This window comes from Cryobacterium sp. LW097, from assembly GCF_002205495.2.
In the GTDB taxonomy this organism is placed as follows: Bacteria; Actinomycetota; Actinomycetes; order Actinomycetales; family Microbacteriaceae; genus Cryobacterium; species Cryobacterium zongtaii.
Genome location: NZ_CP021992.1, coordinates 283,563 through 309,672 on the forward strand (window position 1 = coordinate 283,563; position 26,110 = coordinate 309,672).

Annotated in this window: 28 protein-coding genes and 1 tRNA gene; 19 read left to right on the forward strand and 10 right to left on the reverse strand. The window is 68.3% G+C overall.

Annotated elements, in window-relative coordinates; translation table 11 throughout:
* Positions 1-23: 23 nt before the first annotated feature.
* On the forward strand, positions 24-185 hold the full coding sequence (locus B7495_RS18985; RefSeq protein WP_165787843.1) for a hypothetical protein: 162 nt from the start codon (positions 24-26) through the stop codon (positions 183-185).
* Positions 186-242: 57 nt separating this feature from the next.
* Here the strand turns inward: B7495_RS18985 and B7495_RS01355 are convergent, their stop codons facing one another.
* Positions 243-989 carry an SGNH/GDSL hydrolase family protein gene (locus tag B7495_RS01355; RefSeq protein ID WP_240632338.1) on the reverse strand — a complete coding sequence of 249 codons (747 nt, stop codon included), beginning with the start codon at positions 987-989 and terminating at the stop codon, positions 243-245.
* A 69-nt stretch (positions 990-1,058) separates the two neighbouring features.
* Positions 1,059-1,613: a HEAT repeat domain-containing protein gene (locus tag B7495_RS01360; protein WP_088455003.1), complete on the reverse strand. Its 555-nt coding sequence runs from the start codon at positions 1,611-1,613 to the stop codon at positions 1,059-1,061.
* Positions 1,614-1,761: 148 nt separating this feature from the next.
* Here B7495_RS01360 and B7495_RS01365 point away from each other — a divergent pair, with 148 nt between their 5' ends.
* From B7495_RS01365 to B7495_RS01375, 3 genes are read left to right on the forward strand one after another with little or no spacing between them, the layout of a single operon-like run.
* Positions 1,762-2,748, forward strand: a complete 987-nt coding sequence (locus B7495_RS01365) for a methionine ABC transporter ATP-binding protein (RefSeq protein ID WP_088457815.1) — start codon at positions 1,762-1,764, stop codon at positions 2,746-2,748.
* A gap of 2 nt (positions 2,749-2,750) precedes the next feature.
* Positions 2,751-3,518, forward strand: a complete 768-nt coding sequence (locus B7495_RS01370; protein ID WP_255416763.1) for a methionine ABC transporter permease — start codon at positions 2,751-2,753, stop codon at positions 3,516-3,518.
* A 39-nt stretch (positions 3,519-3,557) separates the two neighbouring features.
* The gene (locus B7495_RS01375; RefSeq protein WP_240632339.1) at positions 3,558-4,424 is read left to right on the forward strand and encodes a MetQ/NlpA family ABC transporter substrate-binding protein; all 867 of its coding nucleotides are present in this window, start codon (positions 3,558-3,560) and stop codon (positions 4,422-4,424) included.
* A 50-nt stretch (positions 4,425-4,474) separates the two neighbouring features.
* Here B7495_RS01375 and B7495_RS01380 read toward each other — a convergent pair whose 3' ends face one another.
* On the reverse strand, positions 4,475-4,951 hold the full coding sequence (locus tag B7495_RS01380; protein WP_088455005.1) for a GNAT family N-acetyltransferase: 477 nt from the start codon (positions 4,949-4,951) through the stop codon (positions 4,475-4,477).
* Positions 4,952-5,015: 64 nt separating this feature from the next.
* On the opposite strand from B7495_RS01380, the gene B7495_RS01385 reads away from it, so the two are divergent.
* The 3 genes from B7495_RS01385 to B7495_RS01395 are packed head-to-tail and all read left to right on the forward strand — an operon-like array spanning position 5,016 to position 7,111.
* Positions 5,016-5,462 (forward strand): MaoC family dehydratase N-terminal domain-containing protein, encoded by a 447-nt coding sequence (locus B7495_RS01385; protein ID WP_088455006.1) that lies wholly within the window; start codon positions 5,016-5,018, stop codon positions 5,460-5,462.
* A complete protein-coding gene (locus B7495_RS01390; RefSeq protein ID WP_088455007.1) occupies positions 5,459-5,899 on the forward strand; it encodes a MaoC family dehydratase in 441 nt (146 codons plus the stop codon). Before B7495_RS01385 ends, B7495_RS01390 begins: the two co-directional genes overlap by 4 nt.
* Before the next feature lie 6 nt (positions 5,900-5,905).
* On the forward strand, positions 5,906-7,111 hold the full coding sequence (locus B7495_RS01395; RefSeq protein WP_088455008.1) for a UDP-N-acetylmuramate dehydrogenase: 1,206 nt from the start codon (positions 5,906-5,908) through the stop codon (positions 7,109-7,111).
* Positions 7,112-7,316: 205 nt separating this feature from the next.
* Here the strand turns inward: B7495_RS01395 and B7495_RS01400 are convergent, their stop codons facing one another.
* From B7495_RS01400 to B7495_RS01415, 4 genes are read right to left on the reverse strand one after another with little or no spacing between them, the layout of a single operon-like run.
* Positions 7,317-7,940: a response regulator transcription factor gene (locus tag B7495_RS01400; protein WP_088455009.1), complete on the reverse strand. Its 624-nt coding sequence runs from the start codon at positions 7,938-7,940 to the stop codon at positions 7,317-7,319.
* Complete coding sequence (locus tag B7495_RS01405) at positions 7,937-9,190, reverse strand: sensor histidine kinase (protein WP_151199504.1); 1,254 nt, start codon at positions 9,188-9,190, stop codon at positions 7,937-7,939. Before B7495_RS01405 ends, B7495_RS01400 begins: the two co-directional genes overlap by 4 nt.
* Positions 9,191-9,236: 46 nt before the next feature.
* Positions 9,237-10,118 carry an ABC transporter permease gene (locus B7495_RS01410; RefSeq protein ID WP_088455011.1) on the reverse strand — a complete coding sequence of 294 codons (882 nt, stop codon included), beginning with the start codon at positions 10,116-10,118 and terminating at the stop codon, positions 9,237-9,239.
* Complete coding sequence (locus B7495_RS01415; protein ID WP_088455012.1) at positions 10,115-11,011, reverse strand: ABC transporter ATP-binding protein; 897 nt, start codon at positions 11,009-11,011, stop codon at positions 10,115-10,117. The genes B7495_RS01410 and B7495_RS01415 overlap by 4 nt, the downstream gene beginning before the upstream one ends.
* A gap of 121 nt (positions 11,012-11,132) precedes the next feature.
* On the opposite strand from B7495_RS01415, the gene B7495_RS01420 reads away from it, so the two are divergent.
* Entirely contained in the window at positions 11,133-12,005 is an 873-nt protein-coding gene (locus B7495_RS01420; RefSeq protein ID WP_088455013.1) for a hypothetical protein, read from the forward strand.
* Positions 12,006-12,012: 7 nt separating this feature from the next.
* On the opposite strand, the gene B7495_RS01425 is transcribed toward B7495_RS01420, so the two are convergent.
* The gene (locus B7495_RS01425) at positions 12,013-13,215 is read right to left on the reverse strand and encodes a pyridoxal phosphate-dependent aminotransferase (RefSeq protein ID WP_088455014.1); all 1,203 of its coding nucleotides are present in this window, start codon (positions 13,213-13,215) and stop codon (positions 12,013-12,015) included.
* A gap of 151 nt (positions 13,216-13,366) precedes the next feature.
* Here B7495_RS01425 and B7495_RS01430 point away from each other — a divergent pair.
* From B7495_RS01430 to B7495_RS01455, 6 genes are all read left to right on the forward strand, one after another.
* Positions 13,367-13,439 (forward strand) — tRNA-Trp (locus B7495_RS01430).
* A 42-nt stretch (positions 13,440-13,481) separates the two neighbouring features.
* A complete protein-coding gene (gene secE / locus B7495_RS01435) occupies positions 13,482-13,754 on the forward strand; it encodes a preprotein translocase subunit SecE (RefSeq protein ID WP_088455015.1) in 273 nt (90 codons plus the stop codon).
* Between the two features lie 120 nt (positions 13,755-13,874).
* Positions 13,875-14,807 (forward strand): transcription termination/antitermination protein NusG, encoded by a 933-nt coding sequence (nusG, locus tag B7495_RS01440; RefSeq protein WP_088455016.1) that lies wholly within the window; start codon positions 13,875-13,877, stop codon positions 14,805-14,807.
* A 107-nt stretch (positions 14,808-14,914) separates the two neighbouring features.
* Positions 14,915-15,346 (forward strand): 50S ribosomal protein L11, encoded by a 432-nt coding sequence (gene rplK / locus B7495_RS01445; RefSeq protein ID WP_066592266.1) that lies wholly within the window; start codon positions 14,915-14,917, stop codon positions 15,344-15,346.
* Positions 15,347-15,481: 135 nt separating this feature from the next.
* Positions 15,482-16,171, forward strand: a complete 690-nt coding sequence (gene rplA, locus B7495_RS01450) for a 50S ribosomal protein L1 (RefSeq protein ID WP_088455017.1) — start codon at positions 15,482-15,484, stop codon at positions 16,169-16,171.
* 180 nt (positions 16,172-16,351) lie between these two features.
* Positions 16,352-16,996 carry a GntR family transcriptional regulator gene (locus B7495_RS01455; protein WP_168195272.1) on the forward strand — a complete coding sequence of 215 codons (645 nt, stop codon included), beginning with the start codon at positions 16,352-16,354 and terminating at the stop codon, positions 16,994-16,996.
* Between the two features lie 47 nt (positions 16,997-17,043).
* On the opposite strand, the gene B7495_RS01460 is transcribed toward B7495_RS01455, so the two are convergent.
* Positions 17,044-18,708, reverse strand: a complete 1,665-nt coding sequence (locus B7495_RS01460) for an ATP-binding cassette domain-containing protein (RefSeq protein ID WP_088455019.1) — start codon at positions 18,706-18,708, stop codon at positions 17,044-17,046.
* Between the two features lie 222 nt (positions 18,709-18,930).
* On the opposite strand from B7495_RS01460, the gene B7495_RS01465 reads away from it, so the two are divergent.
* From B7495_RS01465 to B7495_RS01480, 4 genes are all read left to right on the forward strand, one after another.
* On the forward strand, positions 18,931-20,622 hold the full coding sequence (locus B7495_RS01465) for a circularly permuted type 2 ATP-grasp protein (RefSeq protein WP_088455020.1): 1,692 nt from the start codon (positions 18,931-18,933) through the stop codon (positions 20,620-20,622).
* Positions 20,616-21,545, forward strand: a complete 930-nt coding sequence (locus B7495_RS01470) for an alpha-E domain-containing protein (protein WP_088455021.1) — start codon at positions 20,616-20,618, stop codon at positions 21,543-21,545. Before B7495_RS01465 ends, B7495_RS01470 begins: the two co-directional genes overlap by 7 nt.
* Entirely contained in the window at positions 21,542-22,384 is an 843-nt protein-coding gene (locus B7495_RS01475) for a transglutaminase family protein (protein ID WP_088455022.1), read from the forward strand. The genes B7495_RS01470 and B7495_RS01475 overlap by 4 nt, the downstream gene beginning before the upstream one ends.
* Positions 22,385-22,495: 111 nt before the next feature.
* Positions 22,496-22,957, forward strand: a complete 462-nt coding sequence (locus B7495_RS01480) for a MarR family winged helix-turn-helix transcriptional regulator (RefSeq protein WP_088455023.1) — start codon at positions 22,496-22,498, stop codon at positions 22,955-22,957.
* A gap of 110 nt (positions 22,958-23,067) precedes the next feature.
* Here the strand turns inward: B7495_RS01480 and B7495_RS01485 are convergent, their stop codons facing one another.
* Complete coding sequence (locus B7495_RS01485) at positions 23,068-24,594, reverse strand: helix-turn-helix transcriptional regulator (RefSeq protein ID WP_088455024.1); 1,527 nt, start codon at positions 24,592-24,594, stop codon at positions 23,068-23,070.
* A 145-nt stretch (positions 24,595-24,739) separates the two neighbouring features.
* On the opposite strand from B7495_RS01485, the gene aceA reads away from it, so the two are divergent.
* Positions 24,740-26,101 carry an isocitrate lyase gene (gene aceA, locus B7495_RS01490; protein WP_088457817.1) on the forward strand — a complete coding sequence of 454 codons (1,362 nt, stop codon included), beginning with the start codon at positions 24,740-24,742 and terminating at the stop codon, positions 26,099-26,101.
* Positions 26,102-26,110: the final 9 nt, after the last annotated feature.

The window sequence follows — 26,110 nt, forward strand, 5'->3', positions numbered from 1 at the left end:
CGGTTCTAGGAAAGGTTTGACACATGAATCTTCTAGTCATCATCATCGCCATCGTGGCCGTGGTCCTGCTCATCACCGGCGGGCTCGTCGAGTCCCTGCAATTCCTGCTCTGGGTCGGTGTGGTCCTCGCAGTGATCGCCGTCATCGTCTTCCTGCTCCGGACGATCTCGGGCCGCAAGGTCTGATTCGTCCTCGACACCAAAAACGGGCCGCGTGGGCAACCACACGGCCCGTCCTGCGCCCTACGGTGTCTCGACGACGGTGAGCTCGGGGCGCTTGGGCGGGCGGCCGTCACCGGATGACCGGCCGGTGAGCCGGCGTCCGATCCAGGGCAGCACGTAGGCGGCGTAGTACGCGGCGGTGTCCTGGATCCGTTCCCGCGGCGGGGCCTCGCCGGCCGCGCCCTGGGCCCACCCGGCGGGAATCGGCACGTTCAGTGCGGCGAGCACATTCGTCGCGACCCTGGTGTGCCCGCGGGCGTTCAGGTGCAACTTGTCGGCCGACCAGAACCGGCCGTTCATGAGCTCGGTATCGATCCAGTTGTCGACCAGGGTCACGCCGGGCTTGCCGAAGGTCTCCCTGGCGGCCTCGGCGAGCCTGTCGCCGCGCTTCTGCATCAGGGAGCCCAGTGGCAGGTGCCTGGACGGGTTGCCGCCGCTGAGCACCACAACGTGGATGCCGTCGGCCACGGCCTTCTCGACGACGTGGTCGAGCAGATCGACGACGTAGGAGATCTCCACCCGCGGGCGCATCATGTCGTTGCCGCCGCCACATACCGTGAGCAGGTCGGGTTTCAGCGCCAGAGCCGGCTTGAGCTGGTCGCTCACGATCGGACCGAGCAGCTTGCCGCGGATGGCGAGGTTCGCGTACGAGACCGGTTCGGGGGTGGCCGCAGCCAGCCCGATCGCCACGAGGTCGGCCCAGCCGCGCACCTGGCCGTCGGGCAGGTCGTCGCCGACGCCCTCGGTGAAGCTGTCGCCGATCGCCACATACCGTCGGTACGGCTGTGCGTTTCGGTGCGGGGTGCTCTGATTCGGAGTGGGGATGGCGTTCGTGGGTTACTCCTTGGGCAGGTTGAGCCGGGTCATGATGGCATCGCGGGCCTGCTGGGCGGCGCGGCGCACATCCTTGTCGGGGTCGCGCAGGCGCACCACGATGGTGGGGATGTCCTGTTCGCGACCCTGCTCGGCGAGGGCGTTGAGGGCGGCGACCCGCACGCGGGGCACCTCGTCGGTGGTGGCCTTCACGAGCTTGGGCGCGACATCCAGCTTGCGCAGCATGACGACCTTCGCGCACATCTCGCGGATGCGCCAGGCCTCGTTGTTCAGGCCAACGACGACGTACGGGGCCGCGGAGTCGTTCCAGACGTGCAGCAGCGCACGGGCTCCCCACAGCTCGGGCCAGTACAGCGCCGGCGCTCCCTCGAGGATGCCGAGCGCGTGCCGGCCGCCCACGTAGAGCAGGAAGTCCTTGCCGGCGTTCTTGCCGCGCATCAGGGCGACGGAGTGGTCGACGACGGTGGACTCGCCGTAGTGTTCGACGGCCTTGGCGAGTCGTTCGGCCGTGGGCAGGTCGATCGGAAGATCGGGGTGTGGGGTCAATTTGTTATGCATAACGAGTCAACGTTATCCCGCGCGGAGGGTCGGCGCGGCTTCCGGAGGCCCGGCGACTTATTTCGTCACAGTGATTTGGCCCGCGGCGTTGCGATTGACACACTCGGAATCACTGCGGTACAAGGCCGCGCGAACCCTCAGGACCACCGTGATCTCCGTACAGCACGTCTCCAAGACCTTCCGCTCCGGCGGCACCGTCACCGCTGCCCTGCAGGACGTCTCGCTCGAGGTCGCCGAAGGGGAGATCTTCGGGGTGATCGGTCAGAGCGGTGCCGGTAAGAGCACCCTGATCCGCGCGATCAACCTGCTCGAACGGCCGGACTCCGGCACCGTGACCGTCGACGGTGACGAGCTCACCGCGCTCTCGCCCGCCGATCTGCGCCGTGCCCGCCGCAAGATAGGCATGGTTTTCCAGCACTTCAACCTGCTGGCCGGCCGCACGGTGCGCGGAAACGTGGAACTGGGACTCGAGATCATCGGCGTCGACGGCGACGCCCGCCGACGCCGTGCCCTCGAGATCCTCGACCTGGTCGGCCTCGCCGACAAGGCCGGCGCCTACCCGGCGGAGCTGTCCGGCGGTCAGAAGCAGCGGGTGGGCATCGCCAGGGCGCTGGCCGGCAGCCCCAAGGTGCTGCTCTCCGACGAGGCCACCAGCGCGCTGGACCCCGAAACCACCCGGTCGATCCTCGACCTGGTCAAGACCATCAACACCGACCTGGGCCTGACGGTGCTGCTGATCACGCACGAGATGGATGTCGTCAAGCGCATCTGCGACTCCGCCGCGCTGATCGAGGACGGCCGGATCGTCGAGCAGGGGCGCATCGTCTCGCTGATCTCCACCGCCGGATCCCGCCTCGCGCACGAGCTCTTCCCGCTCGGCGCCGTGCCGTCGCTACCGGGCGACACCGTCATCGACATCACCTTCAGCGGCGGGTCGGCCGACCGCCCCGTGATCGCGCAGCTGGCGCGCACCTACGGTCTGGACGTGTCGATCCTCGGCGCGGCCATCGAGACCATCGGCGGCAACCAGGCCGGCCGCACCCGCCTGGCGCTGCCGGGCAGCGCGGCGGGCAATGCCGCGCCCATCTCAGACCTGCGCAGCCAGGGCATGCTCGTCGAAATCGTGGGGGAGTAACCGTGCTTCTGGATCCATCGCTGCCGCAATTCTGGTCTGACCTGTTCCAGGTGCTGCTCATCGGCACCGGGCAGACCCTCTACATGGTCGGCGTCTCGCTGCTCATCACCATCATCGTGGGCCTGCCGCTGGGCATCGTGCTCGTCGGCACCGAACCCGGCGGCCTGTTCGAGAGCCCGTTCGGCTCCCGCCGGCTCGGCCGGGTGGTCAACCGGGTGCTCGATTTCGTCGTCAACCTCGGTCGCAGCGTGCCGTTCATCATCCTGATGGTGGCCCTGATCCCGTTCACCAGGCTGGTGGTGGGCACCTTCATCGGGCCCACCGCCGCCATCGTGCCGCTGGCCGTTGTGGCCATCCCGTTCTTCGCCCGCATGGTGGAGATCGCGATCAAGGAGGTCGACACCGGTCTGATCGAGGCCGCGGAGTCGCTCGGTGCGACCCGCTGGCAGATCGTGTCCAAGGTCCTCGTGCCCGAGGCGCTCTCGCCGATGATCCTGGGCCTGTCGACCACGGTGACCTCCATCATCAACTTCTCGGCCATGGTCGGCACCGTCGCCGGCGGCGGCTTGGGCGACGTGGCCGTGCGCTACGGCTACCAGCGCTACAGCACCATCCACATGATCGCCGTGATCATCGTGATCTTCGTGATCGTCATGGTGCTGCAGGGGCTGGCGACGATGCTGGCCAAGCGATTCGCGCACAGGTCCCGGCCGACTCGCGCGGAGAAGACCGTGCCGGCCCTGCGTGCCAGCGCCGTCACCGGCGCGTAACCCCGACCCCACCCGACCGCGCCGCGTCAGCATGACGGCGTGGCCACCACCACCCACGAGAAGAGCCCTCCCATGCAGTTCACCTCCCGCGGAACGCGCCTTGCCGGTGCCGCCGTCACCCTCTCCGCCCTGTTCGCCCTCACCGCCTGCGCGGGAACGACCGACGAGCCCGCCACGACCGGAGCCGGCGACGACCTCGGCACGATCACGGTGGGCGCCCTGGCCACCCCGGCCGGCGACATCCTCAAGTTCGTGCAGGACAACCTGGCCGCCGACGCCGGGCTGGACATCACCTTCCAGGACTTCACCGACTACAACACCCCCAACGTGGCCCTGTCCGACGGTTCGATCGACGCGAACCTGTTCCAGAACGCCACCTTCCTGAAGACCTACAACGAGCAGGCCGGCGGCAGCCTGGTGAGCGTCGGCGAGATCTACCTGCCCAGCGCCGCGTTCTACAGCAACACCGTGGACTCCCTCGACGGCCTCAAGGACGGCGCCACCATCGCCATCCCCAACGACCCGACCAACGAGGGCCGCGCGCTCAAGATCCTCGCCGCCGAGGGCCTGATCGAGACGACGGACGAGCCCACCTCACTCGCCGACATCACCGACAACCCCAACAAGTACGAGTTCCGCGAGATCGAGAACGCCACCCTGCCGCAGGCCGTGCAGGATGTCGACGTGGCGTTCGTCACCATCTCGTTCGCTCTGCCGGCCGGCCTCACCGCCGACCAGGCGATCCTGATCGAGGGCTCGGACAGCCCGTACTTCAACGTGCTGGCCACCACGCCAGAGCTGGAGAACGACCCGCGCATCGTCAAGCTCACGGAGCTGCTGCTCTCAGACGAGACGCAGGCCTACATGGAGGAGACCTGGGGCGGACTGGTCATCCCCGCCGTCTGACCCTGACGGCCCGGCGCACGCACGCCCCGTCACTGCCGGCCGCTACGGCCTCAGTGGCGGGGCTTCGTCGTGACAGCGTCGAGGTCGAGCTCGAAGGCCGTCGCGTTCTCGTAGGGACCGTAGCTGCCGATCTCGGCGAATCCCAACCGACGGTACAGCGCCAGCGCCTCCGGCTGGGCGTGCCCGGTTTCAAGCCGCACCGTCTGATAACCGAGCTGGCGGGCGAGGCCGGCCAGTTCGCGCAGCATCCGGCTGGCGTAGCCCTGGCGGCGGTAGTCCGGGTTCGTCCACATGCGCTTGATCTCCACGACGGTGTCGTCGATGCGCCGGATGCCGCCGCCCGCGACCGTCGTGCCGTCGTCCAGGAGCACCACGAACGCTCCGGTCGGCGCCTCGAACTCGCCGGCGTCGACATCCAGCACCGACTCGCCGGCGCCGTGCCCGTAGCGGGCGTCGTACTCCTGGCGCAGGCCGGTGAGCAGGGGGGCAACCTCGGGGGCGGTCAGTGCGACCTGTACGTAATCCACTGGGCCAAGTCTGCCCTAACCGGCCCGACCGAACAATTCTGCGGGGCGCAAGTACACTCGGTACGTGTCCGTGAATCCAGCAATCCAGGGTCGGGTCTTTCCCGCCGTGCCGCCGTATCTGGTCGGCCGGGAGAAGGTGCGCGAGTTCTCGCGTGCAGTCTTCGCGACCAACCCGATCAATTTCGACCCCGACGCCGCCCGCGCCGCGGGGCACAGCGACATCGTCGCGCCGCCGACATTCGCCGTGGTGGTGCAGGAGGCGACCCTCGCCCAGCTGCTCGCCGAGCCCGACGCCGGCATCGACTTCACCCGGGTGGTGCACGGCGACCAGCGGTTCAGCTACAGTCGCCCGATCGTGGCAGGTGACGAACTCACCGCAACGCTGCGCGTCGCCAGCGTGAAGAGCCTGGGCGGCCACTCGATGGTCACCGCGGAGTCGACAATCGTCGATGCCACCGGCGCCCACGTGGTCACCGCCACCTCCACCCTCGTCGTCAGGGGAGACGAATGACCACCAGCGCACCCGTCACGCCCAGCCTCGAGAGCCTCACCGTGGGCGACATCGTCGCCGAGAGCAGCTTCCCACTGACCCGGGACTCCCTCGTGCGCTACGCGGGTGCCTCTGGCGACTTCAACCCCATCCACTACCGCGACGACGTAGCCCACGCGGTGGGGCTGCCCGGCGTGCTCGCGCACGGCATGCTCACCATGGGCCTGGCTATCCAACCCGTCGTCGACTGGGTCGGCGACTCGGCCCGGGTTCTGGACTACCAGGTGCGCTTCACCCGGCCGGTGCCAGTGGACCCCGACCTCGGCGCCGTGGTGACCGTGGTCGCCAAGGTGGGCGCGCTCGACGCGGATGCCGGCGTGGCGCGGATCGACCTCACCGTGACCTTCAACTCCGTCACCGTTCTCGGCAAGGCGCAGGCGCGCGTCTCGCTGGTCTAGGCGACCATGACCGACCCTGTAGCCGCGCCTGTTCCGGTGCCCGTGACCCTGGCCGACCTGACGACACTGCGGGTCGGCGGTGCCCCCGCGCACCTCGTCGCGCCGGCCGATGAGGCCGGCTTGATCCAGGCGGCCCTGGATGCCTGGGGCTCCGACGAACCGTGGGTGCTGCTCGGCGGTGGCTCGAACACCGTCGCGGCCGACGCCGGCTTCGACGGCACCGTCATCCGCGTGTGCACCCGGGGTGTGGAGGTGCTCGCCCCGGCGGCCGAGACCGGCGCCGATGCGGAAACCGACGCGGATGTCGACGGGCGCCCGGTGCGCATCCGTGTGCAGGCCGGCGAACCGTGGGACGACCTCGTCGCCCTCACGGTGGCCAACGGCTGGGCCGGCATCGAGGCGCTCTCCGGTATTCCGGGGACCAGCGGTGCGGCCCCGGTGCAGAACATCGGCGCCTACGGCCAGGAACTGGCCAACAGCCTGGCCACCATAGACTTCCTCGACTTCGAGTCCGGCGAGGTGGATCGGCTCAGCGCCGCCGAACTCGGCCTCGGCTACCGCACCTCGGTGCTCAAGCAGGGCCGCCGCGGAGTGGTGCTCGCCATCGAACTCGAGCTGCGCGACATGTCGGCACAGGCCGCCGTGCTCGGCAGCGCCCTGAGTCAGCCGGTGACCTACCCGCAGCTGGCCAATGCCCTCGGGGTACAGCTGGGCGACCGGGTGCCGCTGGCCGAACTGCGCCAGAGCGTGCTCGGCCTCCGGGCCGGTAAGGGCATGGTGCTCGACGCCGCCGACCCCGACACCTACAGCGCCGGGTCGTTCTTCACCAACCCGATCGTCACCGAAAGCTTCGCCCGCACCCTGCCCGACGAGGCCCCGCGCTGGAAGCAGGCCGAGATCGAGCTGCCCGACCGGGTGATCCCGCTCGACGAGTACGCCGGTGTAGGGCCGATGCCGGGCGTCGAGGTTCTGCGCACGGTGAAGCTCAGCGCCGCCTGGCTGATCGAGAACTCCGGCATCCACCGTGGCTTCCGGCTGCCCGGCTCCGGCGCGGCGATCTCGAGCAAGCACTCCCTGGCCATCACCAACACCGGCACCGCCACCGCCGACGAGATCGGCCAGCTCGCCCGGTTCGTACAGCAGCGCGTGCAGGCCGACTTCGGCGTCATCCTGCACCCTGAACCCGTCTTCGTGGGCTTCTCGCTGCTCTAGCCGCGGCGCCGCGAGTTGCGCGAAAAACCCCTTCGGAGGCATCCAGAGGGGATTCTGCGGCAAGTCGGTGAGAACCCCTTGCGTGACTTGCGGGAAAAGTCCCTTTGGAAGCATCGCAATGGGCGTTTTGCGGCACGTCGGCGCTGGGGAGCGTGGGCGGGATAATTCGGCTGGCTGGCAGGCGGCACCAGGGCGAGCGGATGCGTCAGAGCAGGCGCAGCTCCATCGCCAGGGTGACCGCCCGGGTGCGGTCGCCCACGCCCAGCTTCTCGAACACGTGCAGCAGGTGCGTCTTCACCGTGGCCTCGCCGATGAACAGTGACCTGGCGATCTGCGGGTTGCTCTCGCCGGCCGCCACCAGACGCAGCACCTGCAGTTCGCGGGCCGACAGCCGAGGCGCCGGCACGGCATCCGCCCGCACCCGCTGCACCAGCCTGGCGGCGATCACGGGTGCGAGCACGGTCTGGCCGCCGTATACCGAGCGCACACCCTCGATGATCTCCGCCTGCGGGGCCGCCTTGAGCAGGTAACCGCTGGCGCCGGCGGCGATCGCGCCGAGGATCTGGTCGTCGGACTCGTACGTGGTGAGGATCAGCACCCGGGTGGCCGGGTTCTGCTCCAGAATCTGCGCGGTGGCTGCGGCGCCGTCCAGGTGCGGCATCCGAAGGTCCATCAGCACCAGGTCGGGCCGCAACTCGCCGGCCAGACGCACCGCCATGGCTCCATCGGCGGCCTCGCCGACCACCTCGATGTCGTCGGCGCCGCCGAGCAGGCCCACAATGCCGCCGCGCACGATCGGATGGTCGTCGGCGACCAGCACCCGGATCATCCGCGCCCGCCGGTGCTGGGCGCCGTCACCAACAGAGGCAGGGTCACCCGCAGCACCGTGCCGGAGCCGTTCGCCGAGTCGGTCACCTCGAGCCGGCCGCCCACCAGGCCGACCCTGTCGCGCATACCCGTCAGCCCGAAGCCGTGCTCGGACTCCGGGCGGTAAGCGCCCAGGCCCCGGCCGTTGTCGGTGACGGTGAGGGCGACCTCGTGGGGTGTGCGAGCGATGGCGATGCGGGCGGCGCCGGCGCCGGAGTGTTTGCGCACATTGGCGAGGCCCTCCTGGCCGCAGCGCAGCAGGACCACCTCGAGGGCGCGGTCCAGCGGGGGCAATTCGGTCCCGTGGTCAGCGCCCGCCGGGTCGAGGCCGGTGAGTTCGACGGTCACCTGGATCCCGGTCTCCCTCTCGAAGCGTTCCGCGAGCCGGGTCACGGTGTGAGCGAGGTCGCCGTCGGCGGCGCGCACCGGCGACATCGACGCCACCAGGGCACGGGCCTCGGTGAGGGCGTCGCGCCCGGTCGACTCGATCAGGTCGAGACTGTCGGCAACGGCCGACGTGTCGCCGGGAACGGCGGCGAGCTCGGAGCGGGTGCGCTGGGTGAGCATCACCAGGCTGGTGAGGCTCTGCGCGATGGTGTCGTGGATCTCGCGGGCCAACCGCTCACGCTCGGCCGCGCTGCCGGCATCCCGCTGCGCCGCCGCCAGCTCGTCCTGGGCCAGGGTGAGTTCCTCCACCAACCGGCGCTGGTAGGCGCCGGCCTCGACGATGCGGGAGATCCAGGTGCCCATCGCCAGCGCGAACGCCAGTGAGATCCCTTCGATGGCGGCCGCCTGCACGGCGGCGTCCGCCGTGCGCCCGCCGCTGATCCACAGGCCCAGCCCGGTCACGGTGGCCAGGGTGATGTTGAGCAGCACCGCGCCCCGGTATGTTCTGGCGAGCACCCAGAGAAACGGGAACACCAACGTCTGCAGCGTGGCCATGCTCGGGTCGAACGCCGTCGCGACGCCACAGGCCACGATCACGACCACCCGGAAACCGGTGTCGGCAACCGAGGGCGCGACCTCCGGCCGGTCGGTTGCCCGGGCGATCGCCAGGCGGCCCCAACCGAGGTACGCCACGCCGACGGCCGCGAGGCTGAGGAGCGCCCCGATCCGTGCCGGTGCGCCACCGCCGGAGCCCTCGATCGCCATGACGGTGAGGACGGTCAGCGCCCCGGCGACCGCCACATCCCACCAGCGCCGTGTGCTCATGCGACAAGCATCCCATGTGCCGCACGCCCCGGGCACGGCGGGTGCATCAGGAGTCCTTGCGGATCCAACGGAAGGTGAGCCGACTGCCGACGAGCCCCACCACCAGCCAGATCAGCAGCGCGATCGCCACCAGGCCCAACTCCCAGGCGCCGTTCTGCTCCTGGGCGGCGAAGCTGTCCGGCAGGAACACCGCACGCATGCCCTGCGCCATCCACTTGAGTGGGAACAGGCTGGCGACGTTCTGCATCCAGTCCGGCAGGGCGTTGAACTGCAGGTACACGCCGGAGATGAACTGCAGCACCAGCACGATGGGGATCACCACGGCCGACGCACTGCGGCCCGACCGTGGCAGTGCCGAGAGGGCGATGCCCAGGAACGCGCAGGTGATCACGCCCAGCAGGAACACCCAGATGAAGGTGAGCCACTTCTCCGGCTCGGTGGGCAGGGCGATGTCGAAGGCGAACCGGGCCACGATCAGCAACAGCACGGCCTGCAGGATGCCCGTGACGAGCACCTGGCCGATCTTGCCGATGAAGTAGCTCAGCGGCGACAGCGGGGTGCCGCCGAGCCGTTTGAGGGTGCCGTCGCCCTTCTCGCCGGCGATGTCGATCGCGAGGTTCTGCAGGCCGGAGAGCAGCATGCCCGCGGCCAGCATGCCGGGCAGGTAATACGCGCCGACGCTGATGCCGCCGGAGCCGTCCGGGTTGGTGCCGATGTTGCCCTGGGCGCTGAACGCCGCGGTGAAGATGCCCAGCATGATGAACGGGAACAGGAACGTGAAGAAGACGGTGTCGGTGGAGCGGAAGTACAGCTTGATCTCGAAGCCGATGCGGGCCAGGCCCAGGCTGAACAGCCCGTGCCGAGTAGTGCGGTGACCGGCCGGTTGGGGCAACTGTGGGGTCGGTTGCGGGGTCAGGGTCGCGCTCATGCGAGTACCTCCGTGCTTGCGGTGTCACTGGTGCTGCCGGCCACGTGACCGCGCACCAGGCCCAGGTAGATGTCTTCGAGGCTGGGTCGGATGACCTGCAGTTCGGCGGGTTCGCCGCCGAGGTCCCTGGCCAGCTGGGCGACCAGGCCGGCGGGGGTCTCGGTGCGCGCCTCCCGCTGCACCCCGTCGGCGTCCCGCCAGCGCACCATCGGGATGCGGGCGGCGGGGCCGCCGAGTTCGCCGATCGTGCCGATGTCGATGAGCCTGCCGCCCACGATGATGCCGGCGCGGTCGCTGAGCTCCGCCGCCTCGTCGAGGTTGTGGGTGGTCAGCAGAATGGTGGTGCCCTCACCCTTGAGGGTGCGGATGAGATCCCAGAACTGGTGCCGGGCCTCGGGGTCGAATCCGGTGGTCGGTTCGTCCAGGAAAAGCAGTTCCGGCCGGCCGATGATGCCGAGCGCAACATCCACCCGTCGTTGCTGACCGCCGGAGAGCCGGTGGATGCGGGTCTTCGCCTTCTCCTCAAGCCCGACCGCGGCGAGGACCTCCTCCACCGGTCGGGGGTTGGGGTACAGGCTCGCGAAGTGCCGCAGCTGCTCGAGCACTGTGGCGTTGCCGCACTCACCGCTGGATTGCAGGACGATGCCGATGCGGGCCTTCCAGTCCAGACCGGCGTGCTGCGGGTCAACGCCCAGGACCGTGACGTCGCCCTCTGAACGGTCGCGGTAGCCCTCAAGGATTTCGATGGTGCTGCTCTTGCCGGCCCCGTTGGGTCCGAGCAGCGCAAAGGTCTCGCCGGGGCGGATGTCGAAGCTGATGTCGTTGACGGCATCGAACGCGCCGTACGACTTACTCAGCCGCGAGACGCGCACTGCCGGAGGTGAAGTAGTCATGTACCCACAATCGTCCCAGTGCCGATTCTGGGCAACACCCTCCCGACCGACCTGCCCATCCACCACCCGGTGGATGCCAAAGGTCGATAGGGTTCGGGGAACAAACCGGGGGAGAAACACCATGAACGACGCCAATGGAGCCAACACGCACCAGGAGCCCGCGGGAGCGGAGGGGGACCCGGCAGTGGCCGGCGCTCCGGTGAGCGGCGCGCCAGAGAAACGTCGCAGCGCGTTGCGGCCGTGGCTGCCGGTGGCGGGCTTCGCGGTGCTGTCCATCACGGGTGCGGTGGTCAGCGGTTTCCTGGTCGGCGGCAGCGTGGTCGACGGGGTGAACGCGGGCCGGGCCGGAGTGCTCGCGGTGCCGACGGAGGCCGCCACCGACGTCGCGGAGCCGACCGACGCACCGACGCCCGCGTCAACCTCCGGCGCCGATCTGGCCGGGCAGGAGGGCACCGTATCCCTCGACGACCAGGTCGACCTCGGGGGCACCTTCCCGGCGTGGGGATACCCGATCCTGGACGGCTGGGGGGTCACCGTGTTCGACGAGCAAGGCATCAACCAGTCCGAGAATTCGGAGCTCGGCTGCCAATTGACGTCATCCCAGAACGTGCAGAGCGCCTACGACGCCGGCGCGACGGACGATCTGACCGACACTCTCGCAACCGTGGATGCGCTTGAGCAGCAGCTGCTGTCGGCCGGAAACGACGCCACACTGGTCGGCGAACTCGGATTCACCGACTTCGGCATCAACCTGCCCGGCGCCGCGGAGCGCATCGAGTTCCTCACCACCCGTATCGACTACGTGGATCCTGAAGCGGGCGTGAGTTACACGAACGAGATCGCGGCCAGGGCGATGCCGCTGTCGGAATCGTTCATGTACATCGTGGTGCGGTGCCCGACCTCGCTGGTCGACGCCGGCGGCAGCCCGTTCGAGGAGCTGCGGGCCGGTCTCGCCGTCATCATCGACGGGCCGGGGAAAGTCGGTCCGGAGTGAGCCGGGCCTAGGAGAACAGCTTCTGCAGGCGCTGGACACCCTCCAAGAGCGCGTCGTCACCGAGAGCGTAGGACAGCCGCAGGAAGCCGCTGGGGCCGAAGGCCTCACCGGGAACCGCGGCCACCTCGGCTTGATCCAGAATCAGGTCGGCCAGCTCGAGCGAGGAGGTGGGGGTGACCCCGCCCCAGCTGCGGCCGAGCAGTCCCGTCACGTCGGGGTAGACGTAGAACGCGCCCTGCGGGGTGGGCGTGCGGATGCCCGGGATCTTGTTGAGCTCGGCGACGATGAGCTTGCGCCGACGGTCGAACGCAACCCGCATGGCCTCTGCGTCGTCCTGCGGGCCGTTCAGCGCGGCGATACCGGCGCGCTGGGAGATGTTCGACACGTTCGAGGAGAGATGTGACTGCAGGTTGGCCGCGGCGGTGATCGCATCCTGGGGCCCGACCATCCAGCCCAACCGCCAGCCGGTCATGGCGTAAGTCTTGGCGACGCCGTTGACCAGGATGGTGCGGTCGGCCAGCGCCGGGACGACCTCGACGATCGAGACCGCTTTGACACCGTCATAGGTGAGGTTCTGGTAGATCTCATCACTGATGACCCAGAGCCCGTGCTCTTGGGCCCATTCGCCGATGGCGCGGGTCTGCTCCTCGGAGTAGACGGCGCCGGTGGGGTTGGACGGCGAGACGAACAGAAGCACCTTGGTGTTGTCGGTGCGGGCAGCCTCGAGCTGCTCCACGGTGACGAGGTAGCCCTGGTCGCTGCCGGCGAACACATCAACGGGAACGCCACCGGCCAGGCGGATCGCCTCGGGGTACGTGGTCCAGTACGGAGTGGGCAGAAGCACCTCGTCGCCCGGATCGAGCAGGGTGGCGAAGGCCTGGTAGACGGCCTGCTTTCCACCGTTGGTCACGAGGACCCGGGACGGGGGCACCGCCAGGCCGCTGTCCCGCAGGGTCTTCGCGGCGATGGCCTCGCGCAGGTCCGGCAGACCGGCCGCCGGGGTGTACCGGTGGTTGCGGGGGTCGGACACGGCGGCCAGTGCGGCCTCGACGATGTGCGGCGGGGTGGGGAAATCGGGCTCGCCCGCAGCGAAACTGATCACCGGCCGGCCGGCCGCCTGCAGCGCCTTGGCCTTGCCGTCGACCTTGAGGGTCGCGGACTCCGCGATGGAGCCGATTCTGGTGGAAATCCGTTTGATGTCGTGTGCCACGGTACGAGCATACGGGGCGGTCGTGTTCGAGGAACAGAGGGGCTGGCTTTACAGGGCTCTCGCCGTGACCTAGACTTGGTCCGGTAGTTGAAATCTGCCAAGCTTTTTTGCGCCTATTTTGGTCGTTTGAAGCTGGACGGTTTCGCTTCATAGGGTGGTGGCTCAATTGGTAGAGCAGCGGTCTCCAAAACCGCAGGTTGCAGGTTCGAGTCCTGTCCGCCCTGCAAGTCGGTGGTCTTTCCGCCGGCCCACGAAAGGTGTAACAGGTGGCCCGAAAAGTTATCGACGAACCCAGCGAGGAAATCGTCGCCAACGCCAAAGTGGCCCGCGAAACCAAGCGCGGACCATTCGCTCGGGTGTCCCTGTTTATCAAGCAGGTCCTGGCCGAACTTCGCAAGGTCGTCACCCCGACCCGCAAGGAACTGCTCAGCTACACCGGAGTGGTTCTGATTTTCGTCGTGATCATGATGGCGCTGGTATCGGCACTCGACTGGGTGTTCGCGCTCGTCGTCACGTACGTATTCGGCACTCCCAGTTGACCGGTGCCGCGAGAGCGGCATCCAGACTGATCATGCACGTGGATCGGTGAGCCAGCACCACAGCTGTGAACAACACTGTGCGGCCTCACGCCCACGCAATAGAAGAAGGATTGATATTTAGTGACTGAGACCAATCGCGACGACGTCGACTGGGCCACCGCCGCCGAGCAGTCCGCCAACGACGATGAGGCGCAGGAGGGCAACACCCTCGCCGCCGACGAAACGTCCGTCGAAGCCGCCGAGCAGGTCGCCCTGCACGTCGAAGACGAGAACGCCGACATCGAAGTCGATCTCGACGCCGCCCTGGACGCTCTCACCGAGTCGACCGACCCCGAAGCCGACGCCATCGTCGAGGACGCCCTCGACATCGACAACGCCGACGAGGCCGAGGCCGCCGTCGAAGCCGTCGAAGACGAAGAAGAGGTCGACGCCGAAGACGAAGACCCCTACGAGGCCTTCCGCAAGGAACTGCGTTTCCAGCCCGGCAAGTGGTTCGTCATCCACTCCTACGCCGGTTTCGAACGCCGCGTGAAGTCGAACATCGAGAACCGCAAGCAGTCGATGGCCATGGAAGATTACATCTACCAGGTCGAGGTCCCGATGGAAGACGTCGTCGAGATCAAGAACGGCCAGCGCAAGATGGTCACCCGTGTTCGCATCCCCGGCTACGTGCTGGTGCGCATGGATCTCAACGAAGACAGCTGGTCCGTCGTGCGTCACACCCCCGGCGTCACCGGCTTCGTGGGCAACGCGCACAACCCCACCCCGCTGCGTTTCGAAGAGGCCTTCGGCATGCTCAAGGGCCTCGTTGAGATCAAGGATGTTCCGGCCACCAAGTCCGGTGCTCCCGGCAAGGCCGCGCAGCGCGTTCTGCCCGCCGAGATCGACTACGAAATCGGCGAGACCATCACGATCAAGGAAGGCTCGTTCGCGGGCCTGCCCGGTTCGATCAGCGAGATCAAGCCCGAGAGCGGCAAGCTCATCGTGCTCGTATCGCTCTTCGAGCGTGAGACCCCGGTCGAGCTCAGCTTCGACCAGGTCACCAAGCTTTAGGCTCCGCCGGCCTCCAGCCAGCAGAGCCCTGAACCACCGGGGCCCATCCGGGCCACCGGGAGAGCGACCTTCGCGGCCGCTCGAACATCAATAACGAAGGAAGAACAATGGCACCGAAGAAGAAGGTTACTGGTCTGATCAAGCTTCAGATCAAGGCCGGCGCCGCCAACCCCGCACCGCCCATCGGGCCGGCGCTGGGACAGCACGGCGTCAACATCATGGAATTCTGCAAGGCATACAACGCCCAGACGGAATCCCAGCGCGGCAACGTCATCCCGGTTGAGATCACCGTTTACGACGACCGTTCGTTCACGTTCATCCTGAAGACCCCGCCTGCAGCGGAGCTCATCAAGAAGGCCGCCGGAGTTGCCAAGGGCAGCGGAACGCCGCACACCGTCAAGGTTGCCAAGCTCACCAAGGCGCAGGTTCGCGAAATCGCCGAGGCCAAGATGGTTGACCTCAACGCCAACGACCTCGACGCTGCGTCGAAGATCATCGCCGGAACCGCTCGCTCCATGGGCATCACGGTCGAGGGCTAATACCCCTTCGTTCGATTCGTCGAACACCAGCCGACGGGCATGATCGATCTCGATCTGCCGACAGGCACCAAGTGGAAGAGCCAGCCAGGCTCACGAAAACCACGCTCTCAGCACATGCATCTACAGGAGATTCAAATGGCACAGAAGTCAAAGGCCTACCGCGCTGCGGTCGAGAAGATCGAAGCCGATAAGTTCTACACCCCCACCGAAGCCGTCACCCTCGCCCGCGAGACCGGTTCCGTCAAGTTCAACTCCACCGTTGAGGTCGCGCTCAAGCTCGGCGTCGACCCCCGCAAGGCAGACCAGATGGTCCGCGGCACCGTGATTCTTCCTCACGGCACCGGCAAGACCGCCCGCGTCATCGTCTTCGCAACGGGCCCCGCGGCCGACGCAGCCATCGCTGCCGGCGCCGACGAGGTCGGTGGCGACGAGCTCATCGAGAAGGTGGCCGCCGGCTACACCTCGTTCGACTCTGCAGTCTCGACCCCCGAGCTCATGGGCAAGGTCGGTCGTCTCGGAAAGGTCCTGGGCCCGCGCGGCCTCATGCCCAACCCGAAGACCGGAACCGTGACGCCCGACGTGGCCAAGGCCGTGAACGACATCAAGGGTGGAAAGATCGCCTTCCGCGTCGACAAGCACTCCAACGTGCACTTCGTCGTGGGCAAGGCTTCCTTCTCCGCCGACCAGCTCAACGAGAACATCGGTGCCGCACTCGAGGAGATCGTTCGCCTCAAGCCGAGCTCTTCCAAGGGCCGCTACATCATGAAGGGCGCCGTGTCGACTACGTTCGGCCCCGGCATCCCGCTCGATGTGAACAGCATCTAAGGATTCCTTCGTGAAGGAAGGGCCCGTCGAAAGACGGGCCCTTTTTCGCGCCCTGATGACCTCGCTACCCCCAGTACGAGGCGACCGATCCTGATTTTCCGCCGTATCCCTCTTTTAGGGGCCGCGGTGTGTAAAGCTCGAGATGCGGCGGGGTGTGCCTCTGCCCAGGGGGAGGAATCCGTGGCGTCAACAGGCGGTGAAACGGTTTACCTGACCCTGCGCGCCCGCGTCCTGTCAGGCCAGTTGAGCGCCAACACTATGCTGAGAGAACAGGCTCTGGCCGAGGAACTCGGAGTCAGCCGGACCCCGGTGCGAGAAGCTCTCCGCCGACTGGACGAGGCCGGGCTGGTGACCTTTGTGCCCAATCGTGGTGCCACGGTCGTGGCCTGGAGCGTCGAGGAGGTCCGCGAGACGTACATGGTGCGGGCCGGACTCGAGAGCCGCGCCGCCGGGCTGGCGGCCAGCCGCATCACGGCGGAGGAACTGGACAGGCTCGCCGCGCTGATCGACGCCATGGAACCCGTGTTGACAGCGGATGACGACGCCGGCCTCGCCGCGCTGAGCAGCCTCAACGCCGAATTCCACCACATCGTGGTTGCGGCCTCTCGCAGCCACCAACTGATGACCCTCACCTCGTCCGTCGCCAGGGTGCCGCTGATGGCGGCCGCCTTCCGCCGGCGCGGCGCCGAGTACCGCGCGCGCAGCAACCACCAGCACCGCGACATCCTCACCGCGCTTCGCACCGGAGACGCGATCTGGGCCGAGGTGGCGATGCGGGGGCATATCCTCGGAGCCCGCAACGCCGTCTCGGGCACCGAGGGCTGATCTGGTCGGCGCCGCCTGGCCGGCACCGTCCAGCCGGCACCGTCGGGTCAGCGGCCGATCGGCCGTGGCCCTGATGAGCGGTCGGCGAGAATCCGCTGACTGTGCGGGTGACGGGGGTCGATGAGCAACTCGAGGACCGAAGCGTGCTCGACGATGGTGTCGTCGCTCATGACCGCGACGCGGTCGCACCTGGCGATGATCTCAGCTCTGGGCGATGCCACGATGAGAGTGAAACCAAGTTGCTTTTGGAGCGCATGCAGAGAGTCGAGGAAGCTCTCCTCATCGGCCGTGTCGAGGCCCTCGGTCGGATTGTCGGCGATGAGAAGCTGTGGCTCGCGAACGAGGGCACCGGCGAGCAGCACCCGCTGGCTGATCAGCGCCGAGACCTGATGCGGGTACGCCCACAACACGGCCTCGACGTTGTCGACGCCGACGGCGGTGAGAAGCGCGGCGGCGGCGGAGCGGGCGCGGGATCGGGAGTGTCCCGCGCGTCCGGCCAGGATCCCGGCGAGTTGGTGGCCGATGCGGACGTCGGGGTCCAGACGATCCGCTGCCGGTGCCGGGAGAAACCCGATCTGCTGCCCGCGCAGGTGCCGGAACTCCCCTTCCGCGAGGCCGACGAGTTCGGTGCCGTCGAAGAGGATCGACCCGGACCGGATCGGACTGTCGAGCGGGAGCAGACCCGCGATGGCGTGGCACAGCGACGAGGTGGCGTCACTGCCGCCGCCGACGACCGCCAGCGCCTGACCGCGCGTCGCAGTGAGGCTGATGCCGTGCAGCGCGTCTCGAGGCTCCTGCGCCGAACCGTCGTGCAGGCAGAGGTTCCTGATATCGAGGAGGTCGGTCGAACGAAACGTCGTGGAAGGCAGGGCCGGTTTGACCTGACGGGAGTCCGCCAGAAGCGCGGCGGCGAGTCCGCCGGGCGTGGGCCGGGTCTGCCGCGGGGCCGCGGGGCCGAGTACGGCCGAAGCGACCGTGAGGCCGGTCATGATCACTCCGACTATGCACAATAGGCAGGCGCCGAGCACGAACGGGAGGCTCTCAGCGGGCAACAACGGCAGCATGGTCGCGAGGGACGGTGTGGTGAACACGGCCTGGACCGTCAGCGCGCTGGCGTAGAGCACCAGGAACTCGACGAGCAGGACGGCCAGGATGGTGGGCAGCGTACGACGGAACACCCGGCGGATGACCGGTGCGGTGGTGGGAAGGCCACGGCTGCGGGCGGTCTGCACGTGTCCCTCGATCGCGGCCACCCGAGTCGCAGCGCGCACCGACGCCGTGATGGCCGTGGCGGCCCCCAACACGATCACGGTGGCGGGCAGCAGCACGGAGCTCAGCGCGCTCGCGCCGGCACGAGCCGTCGGACCGTCCTCCAGCACCGGCATGAGTTCGGCCTGGACGGCGAACCAGAAGACCAGAACGAGCGCCAGCCAGGCCAGGCAGACACCGATACCGGCCCCCACCAGCGACCGCAGCCTCGGGTCGATCCAGCCGCTGCGACGGGCGGCCACCAGGCCCCCGCCCAGGCCCAGCAGGCCGGAGAGGATCGGTGCGGCCAGCGTGCCGGCGGTCGCGAGGGGGAGCCGGTCCGAGAGCGGATGCAGCAGCACGCCGTCGGCGCCACTGAGCCGCGCCGCCACCAGCACGCCGGCGCCGGCCAGGCAGGCCAGGATCAGCAACCCCAACCGTCTGGGCCCTGCAACTGTGCGCATGAGTGCTCGGATCTGCTTGGTGCGGCCACATCACCGCCTTGCGGAGTATTCGCATCGGACTTGAGCTAACTGTATGCAACAAAGACGTCTGTGGGCGCCATCTGTTCCCATGTCGCCCCGTTTGGTTGGTTGATCGATGCAACATGTATGCAACCTTTGTGGCGCACGGCGGCGTCACGGTCAGGAAACAAACCGGCAACACCGGACGGTTAGCATCCAGACATGGTTGACCTCTTCAGTGGCTATGGCGCTACCTCCGCACCGCCCCGTGAGCGAGGGCAGACGTCGGCCTGGGACGAAATGTTCCCTGACCCGTCGTCGCTCGCCCCCTCGGAGGCGCGGGCAGCCTACAAGGACGTGTACAGCGCTCTGGCCCGGATGACCCAGGAAGAGTTGCGGGGCCGTACGGACGCGCTGGCCAGCTCCTACCTGGCGCAGGGCGTGACCTTCGACTTCGCCGGCGAGGAACGTCCTTTCCCGCTCGACGCTGTGCCCCGGGTGATCGAGCAGAAGGAGTGGGTGACCGTCGAGGCCGGCATCAAACAGCGGGTCCTCGCACTGGAGGCCTTCCTCGCCGACATCTACGGCCCCCAGGCCGCCGTGCGCGACGGTGTCATCCCGGCCGGCCTGATCACCTCGTCCACACACTTCCACCGTCAGGCAGCCGGAATCGTCTCCGCGAACAACGTGCGCATCCAGGTGTCCGGGATTGACCTCATCCGCGACGAGATCGGGGCCTGGCGGGTGCTCGAAGATAACGTGCGGGTGCCCAGCGGGGTCAGCTACGTCATCTCCAACCGCCGCGTGATGGCCCAGACCCTGCCCGAGCTGTTCGTCTCGATGCGGGTGCGCCCGGTGGGCGACTACCCCAACAAGCTGCTGCAGGCCCTGCGCGCCTCGGCCCCGGCCGGCGTCGACGACCCGAACATCGTGGTGCTCACCCCCGGCGTCTTCAATTCGGCCTACTTCGAGCACACTCTGCTCGCCCGGCTGATGGGCGTGGAGCTGGTGGAGGGCCGCGACCTGTTCTGCTCGGGCGGCCGGGTGTGGATGCGCACCACGGCCGGACCCACCCGGGTCGACGTGATCTACCGCCGGGTCGACGACGAGTTCCTGGACCCGCTGCAGTTCCGCGCCGACTCGCAACTGGGATCACCGGGCATCCTGATGGCCGCGCGGCTGGGCAATGTGACCATCGCCAACGCCGTGGGCAACGGGGTCGCCGACGACAAGCTCGTCTACACCTACCTGCCCGAGCTGATCAAGTACTACCTCGGCGAAGACGCGATCATCCCCAACGTCGACACCTGGCGGCTCGAAGACCCCCTCGCGCTCGAGGAGGTACTCGACAGGCTCGATGAGCTGGTCGTCAAGCCCGTCGACGGCTCCGGCGGCAAGGGCCTCGTGGTCGGCCCCGCCGCGTCGAAGGCCGAGTTGGAGACCCTGCGGAAGCAGTTGCTCCTGGACCCGCGCGGCTGGATCGCCCAACCCGTGGTGCAGTTGTCCACCATCCCGACCCTCGTCGACGACGGCATGCGGCCCCGGCACGCGGACTTGCGGCCGTTCGCGGTGAACGACGGGACGGACGTCTGGGTGTTGCCTGGCGGCCTCACCCGGGTGGCTCTACCCGAGGGTGAGCTCGTCGTTAACTCCAGCCAGGGCGGCGGTTCCAAGGACACCTGGGTGATCGGTCTCGAGCCCGATTTCCACAGCATGGGGTCGGCCCGGAACATCCAGGGCCTCGTCAACGACCAGGCCGCGAATACCCAGTCGATCTCCATCATCCCGCCCAGGGTCGCCGACCACTCCCCGCAGGACACCCCGCCGGGCGGCGACCAGGACCAGGAACAACAGCAACAGCAACAGCGCACAGCGACCGCGGTCACGACCGCAGACGGGACCCTCGAATGCTGAGCCGCATCGCCGAGAGCCTGTTCTGGATCGGCCGTTACATCGAACGCAGCGACGGCACCGCGCGCATCCTGGATGTGCACCTGCAGCTGCTGCTGGAAGACCCGTGGATCGAGGAGAACCTGGCCTGCCGGTCACTGCTGCACCTGATGGGCAGCCCGGTGCCCCCGGACCGTGACCTCACCCGCAAGGATGTGCTGGCGACCCTGGCGGCCGACCGCACCAATCCGGCGTCGATCGCGTATTCGCTCGGTGCCGCCAGAGAGAACGCCCGCCGGGCCAGGGAGATCGTCTCCACCGAGCTCTGGGAATGCCTGAACACCACCTACACGAAGATGCCGAAGAACATCGCGAGCGCCAAGACCCACGACTTCTTCGGCTGGGTGCGCGAACGCGCGGCCCTGGCCGTCGGCATCGTCGAGTCCAGCGCCAGCCGGGACGACGCCTGGCACTTCTTCACCCTGGGCCGCAGCCTCGAGCAGGCCGACATGACCGCGCGGCTGCTGGCCACCCGGTCACTGACCGAGAACAGCGGACCGTCCTGGACCACGATCCTGCGCTCCTGCGGGGCATACGAGTCGTATCTGCGCACCTATCGTGGCGTGCCGTCAGCGCGGAACGCCGCCGAGTTCCTGCTGCTGGACCGGCTCTTTCCCCGGTCGATCGTGTTCTCGATTTCCCGGGCCGAGCAGTGCCTGCAGGAACTCGAACCCCGCACAGACCGGCTGGGCGTCTCCGAATCGTCGCAGCGGGTGCTCGGCCAGATCCGCAGCCAGCTGGAATACCGACCGATCATGGAGATCCTGAACGACCTGCCGGGGCACATGGACATGGTGCTGGACGCCACCAGCACCGCGTCGGAGTCGATCGGGCACCGGTACTTCCCGACCAGCGCGGTGCCGACCTGGACCGGAGAAGCCTCGTGAAGCGCCTACGGATTCGCCACACCACCGGCTACAGGTATCAGGGCGAAGTAGCCACCTCCTACAACGAGGCCAGGATGCTGCCGGTCACCTCCCCCGACCAGTTCGTGCTGTATTCCAACCTGGACATCAGCCCGGTCTCGAGCAACCACAACTACGTGGACTACTGGGGTACCAGGGTGTCGTCGTTCGAGGTGCTCACCCCGCACGCCGAACTCACCCTCACGGCCAACAGCCTCGTGGAGGTGTCGCCGCGGGAGCACGCGCTGCATCCGATGCCCTGGGCGGACCTGGCGGCGTTGGTGGCCCGCTCGACGGCTTCGGTCGAACAGTCCTGGCAGACCTCGCTCACCGAACCGCCGGCGGACGTGGTGGCCACAGCCGCCGAGATCGCCGGTCGGCTGGACCCGTGTGACGCTGCGCTGGCGATCTGCCGGTTCGTGGGGGAGAACATGGCCTACGTGCAGGGTGTCACCGGGGTCAAGACCAACGCCCGTGAGGCCTGGGCCGACAGGCGCGGCGTCTGTCAGGACATCACCCACGTGGCGCTGGGCGCGCTGCGGTCGGTGGGGATCCCGGCCCGCTACGTGTCCGGCTACCTTCACCCCAGGCCGGAGGCCCTGATCGGTGAGACCGTCACCGGCGAATCCCACGCCTGGGTGGAGTGGTTCTGCGGCGAGTGGCGCGGCTACGACCCCACCAACCTGATCGACATCGGTGACCGGCACGTGGGTGTGGGTCGCGGCCGCGACTACAACGACATCGCCCCCTTGCGCGGGGTGTACGCGGGGTCGAGCGGGTCGCAGCTGTTCGTGAAGGTGGAGATCACCCGGGAGTCGTAGCCGGGCGCTGGCGAAGACCGCCTCGCTGCATAGACTGGTAGTTGCAAGCGCGGTGTACTTGCGTCGTGTAGTCGGAGTCGGGTCGGGTCGAAAGAGCATGGAGAAGCACGAATGAGCATCGAAGACGACGCCGTCGAGGTTCGGGCGCAGGGTTGGCGCACCCTGGCCGCCTTGCATGGCCGCATCGAAGCCGTGCTGGAGCGGGCCCTGCAGGCCGGCTTCGACCTGTCGGTGGTCGAGTTCACCGTGCTGGACGCCCTCAGTCGCCAGCACGGCTGGCACATGCGGATGCAGCAGCTCGCCAGGGCCGCCGCCCTCTCGAGCAGCGCGACGACCCGCCTGGTGAACCGGCTGGAAGACCGGGCGCTGCTCACCCGCATCCTCTGCGCCGACGACCGCCGCGGCATCTACACCGAGCTCACCGAGGCCGGTGAGGCACTGCTGGCCCGCGCCCGGCCGGTCTACGACGAGGCCCTGGCTGGCGCCCTTGCCGCCGCCGAAGAGGAACCTGAACTCGGCCCCCTGGTCGACGCCCTGCACCGCCTGCCCGACCTGGCCCGCGCCGCCGTCTGAATCCGCCCGCATCCGTGCGCATCCGCCCGCACGGACGCTCGCGACTTGCCGCACAATTCTCCATCCGGCGCTCCCCAGGCGCACATTGCGGCACGTCGGCACACTCTGTCTCAGGCGGGGGCGTGCGCCTCGAGGAACTGATACACCTCGGTGGGGTCGACGCCGGGGAAGGTGCCCGTCGGCAGGGCGGCTAGCAGGCTGGTGGGGGTGCGGGCGACCGGCCAGGCCTGGCCCTCCCAGCGGTCGGAGAGTTCGTCGGGCGCCCGGCGGCAGCAGGATTCGTCAGGGCAGCGCGACACGGCCCGGTTCGGGGTCTCCCTGCCGCGGAACCAGTTGACGTGGGCGAACGGCACGCCGACGCTGACGGAGTAGTCGCCCTCCTTGGCCTTCTCGATGCGGGAGGTGCACCAGAAGGTGCCGGCCGGGGTGTCGGTGTACTGGTACCAGGGGCTGAACCGGTCCGGCACGTCGAAGACCGTGCGCGCCGTCCAACTGCGGCACACCGTGCTGCCCTCCACGGCGCCGAGCGCGTCGCTGGGGAACTGCACGTCGTCGTTCTCGTACGCCTTGATGATGGTGCCGGACTCGTGCACCTTCATGAAGTGCACCGGGATGCCCAACCGCGCGGTGGCGAGGTTGGTGAACCGATGCGCGGCGGTCTCGTAGGACACCGAGAAGGCATCCCGCAGGTCTTCGAGCGAGATACGCCGGGCCGCCTTGGCGTCGTTCAGCAGTCGCAGGGTGTCGGTCTCCGGCAGCAGGATGGCGGCGGTCAAGTAATTGGTCTCCACCCGCTGTCGCAGAAAATCGGCGTAATTTCCCGGTTCGACGTGCCCGCAGAGGTGGCTGGCGAAGGCCTGCAGGATCGGTGAGCGGCTGTCACGGGACGCGGCCTGCTCGGTGGGCAGATAAATTCGGCCGTTGCGCTTGTCGGTGACGGACCGGGTGGAGTGCGGCAGGTCACCGACGTAGTGCAGCGAGAAGCCGAGGTGTGCGGCCATGTCGGCCACGACCTGATGCGAGACGGGGCCGCCGGAGTGCCCGACGGCCGTGAGGAGCTCGAGCGCTTGCGCCTCGAGTTCGGGGAAGTAATTGTCGCGGGCGCGCATCTCGGCGCGCAGTTGGGCGTTGGCCCGCCGCGCCTCTTCCGGGGTGGCCGCGCGTTCCCGGTGCAACCGTTCGATCTCGTTGTGCAGGGTGAGGATGGTCTGCAGGGTCTCGTCGGGCTGGCCGGGGCCGACCCGGAGCCGGGGCAGCCCGAGCGCCGTGAACACCGGCCCACGCTGGGCGCGTTCGACAGCGATCTCCAACGCCGCCCGGGGAGTGGGCGCATCCGTCCGCAGTAGTTCGTCGACGGTGGTGTTCAGGGCCGCGGCGATCAGGCGCAGCATCGACAGGCGCGGTTCTCGTTTGCCGTTTTCGATCATCGAGATCTGCGAGGGCGCCCGGTCCACCGCCGCGGCGAGTGTATCGAGGGTGAGGCCGAGTCGGTGCCTGCGGTCCCGGATGCGCCGGCCCAGGGTGAGCGCGTCGAGGCCGCCCTCGCCCGGCTCGGCGTCGCCCGGTGCGGGGGACCCGGCGGCTGACGGGCTCGGTGCTGGCGCTAGGGGCGGGAGAGCTGGATCGACGGTGACCATGTGCTCATGCTCACATGCGGTGATTGTTCACACAACCGGAAGAACAGGATTTCTTCTTCGGATTGGGCCCGGGGTGCGGTCGATGGCGCGCAGCAGAGTGGGTGCACGCACCAGTTCCGCAATGACGCTGACCGAGGAGAACACCATGACGAACCCCACCGCATCCGGCCCCACCGCATCCGGCAGCCCCGCCGCCCGCCCCGGCGACCAGACCCAGACGGCCGCGGAGCTTGCCCTGGAATGGGCGGCCGACCCGCGCTGGGAGGGTGTGCGCCGCGACTACACCGCCGACGACGTGATCGCCCTGCGCGGTGCCGTTCGTGAGGAACGCACCCTGGCCCGGCGCGGCGCCGAGAAGCTCTGGGAGCTCATCCACCAGAACGGCACCCCGGAGAACCCCGAGTGGGTCCACGCGCTCGGCGCCCTCACCGGCAACCAGGCCGTGCAGCAGGTGCGCGCCGGGCTCAAGGCCATCTACCTGTCCGGCTGGCAGGTCGCCGCCGACGCGAACCTGTCCGGCCAGACCTACCCCGACCAGTCGCTCTACCCGGCCAACTCGGTGCCGGCCGTGGTGCGGCGCATCAACAACGCGCTGCTGCGGGCCGGCCAGATCGAGGGCGCCGAGGCGGCCGCATCCGGTGCCGAGCCCGGCATCGACTGGATGGCGCCCATCGTTGCCGACGCCGAGGCCGGCTTCGGCGGACCGCTGAACGCCTACGAGCTGATGGCCTCCATGATCGAGGCCGGCGCGGCCGGTGTGCACTGGGAGGACCAGCTCGCCAGCGAGAAGAAGTGCGGCCACATGGGCGGCAAAGTGCTCGTGCCCACCGGCCAGCACATCCGCACCCTCAATGCGGCCCGGCTGGCGGCGGACGTCGCGGGCGTGCCCACCATCATCATCGCCCGTACCGACTCGCTCGCCGCCACCCTGATCACTAGCGACATCGACGAGCGTGACCAGGAATTCCTCACCGGAAGCCGCACCGCCGAGGGGTTCTACGACACCGCGAACGGACCCGACGTGGTGATCATGCGAGGCCTGGCCTACGCTCCGTACGCCGACCTGCTCTGGGTGGAGAGCAGCGAGCCCGACCTCGAGCTCGCCCAGCGCTTCGCGAAGGAGATCCACGCGCAGTTCCCCGGCAAGAAGCTCGCCTATAACTGCTCCCCGTCGTTCAACTGGAAATCCCACCTCAACGACGAGCAGATCGCCGCGTTCCAGCGGGAGCTCTCGGCCTGCGGGTACGCCTTCCAGTTCATCACGCTGGCAGGCTTCCACGCCCTCAACCACTCCATGTTCACCCTGGCCAAGGACTACTCCGAGCGTCAGATGAGCGCATACGTCGACCTGCAGGAGGCCGAGTTCGCCTCGGAGGCCGACGGCTACACCGCCACCCGCCACCAGCGGGAGGTGGGCACCGGCTACTTCGACCGGATCGCCACCGCGCTCAACCCCACCAGCGCCACCCTCGCGCTGGCCGGTTCCACCGAGGCCGAGCAGTTCTAGCCGGCCCGG

Coding starts and splice junctions, on each gene's coding strand:
- B7495_RS18985 (WP_165787843.1), top strand. CDS start 24: ATGAATCTTCTAGTCATCATCATCGCCATCGTGGCCGTGGTCCTGCTC.
- B7495_RS01360 (WP_088455003.1), bottom strand. CDS start 1,613: ATGCATAACAAATTGACCCCACACCCCGATCTTCCGATCGACCTGCCC.
- B7495_RS01390 (WP_088455007.1), top strand. CDS start 5,459: ATGACCACCAGCGCACCCGTCACGCCCAGCCTCGAGAGCCTCACCGTG.
- B7495_RS01395 (WP_088455008.1), top strand. CDS start 5,906: ATGACCGACCCTGTAGCCGCGCCTGTTCCGGTGCCCGTGACCCTGGCC.
- B7495_RS01400 (WP_088455009.1), bottom strand. CDS start 7,940: ATGATCCGGGTGCTGGTCGCCGACGACCATCCGATCGTGCGCGGCGGC.
- B7495_RS01405 (WP_151199504.1), bottom strand. CDS start 9,190: ATGAGCACACGGCGCTGGTGGGATGTGGCGGTCGCCGGGGCGCTGACC.
- B7495_RS01410 (WP_088455011.1), bottom strand. CDS start 10,118: ATGAGCGCGACCCTGACCCCGCAACCGACCCCACAGTTGCCCCAACCG.
- B7495_RS01415 (WP_088455012.1), bottom strand. CDS start 11,011: ATGACTACTTCACCTCCGGCAGTGCGCGTCTCGCGGCTGAGTAAGTCG.
- B7495_RS01420 (WP_088455013.1), top strand. CDS start 11,133: ATGAACGACGCCAATGGAGCCAACACGCACCAGGAGCCCGCGGGAGCG.
- rplK (WP_066592266.1), top strand. CDS start 14,915: ATGGCACCGAAGAAGAAGGTTACTGGTCTGATCAAGCTTCAGATCAAG.
- rplA (WP_088455017.1), top strand. CDS start 15,482: ATGGCACAGAAGTCAAAGGCCTACCGCGCTGCGGTCGAGAAGATCGAA.
- B7495_RS01460 (WP_088455019.1), bottom strand. CDS start 18,708: ATGCGCACAGTTGCAGGGCCCAGACGGTTGGGGTTGCTGATCCTGGCC.
- B7495_RS01465 (WP_088455020.1), top strand. CDS start 18,931: ATGGTTGACCTCTTCAGTGGCTATGGCGCTACCTCCGCACCGCCCCGT.
- B7495_RS01470 (WP_088455021.1), top strand. CDS start 20,616: ATGCTGAGCCGCATCGCCGAGAGCCTGTTCTGGATCGGCCGTTACATC.
- B7495_RS01480 (WP_088455023.1), top strand. CDS start 22,496: ATGAGCATCGAAGACGACGCCGTCGAGGTTCGGGCGCAGGGTTGGCGC.
- B7495_RS01485 (WP_088455024.1), bottom strand. CDS start 24,594: ATGGTCACCGTCGATCCAGCTCTCCCGCCCCTAGCGCCAGCACCGAGC.
- aceA (WP_088457817.1), top strand. CDS start 24,740: ATGACGAACCCCACCGCATCCGGCCCCACCGCATCCGGCAGCCCCGCC.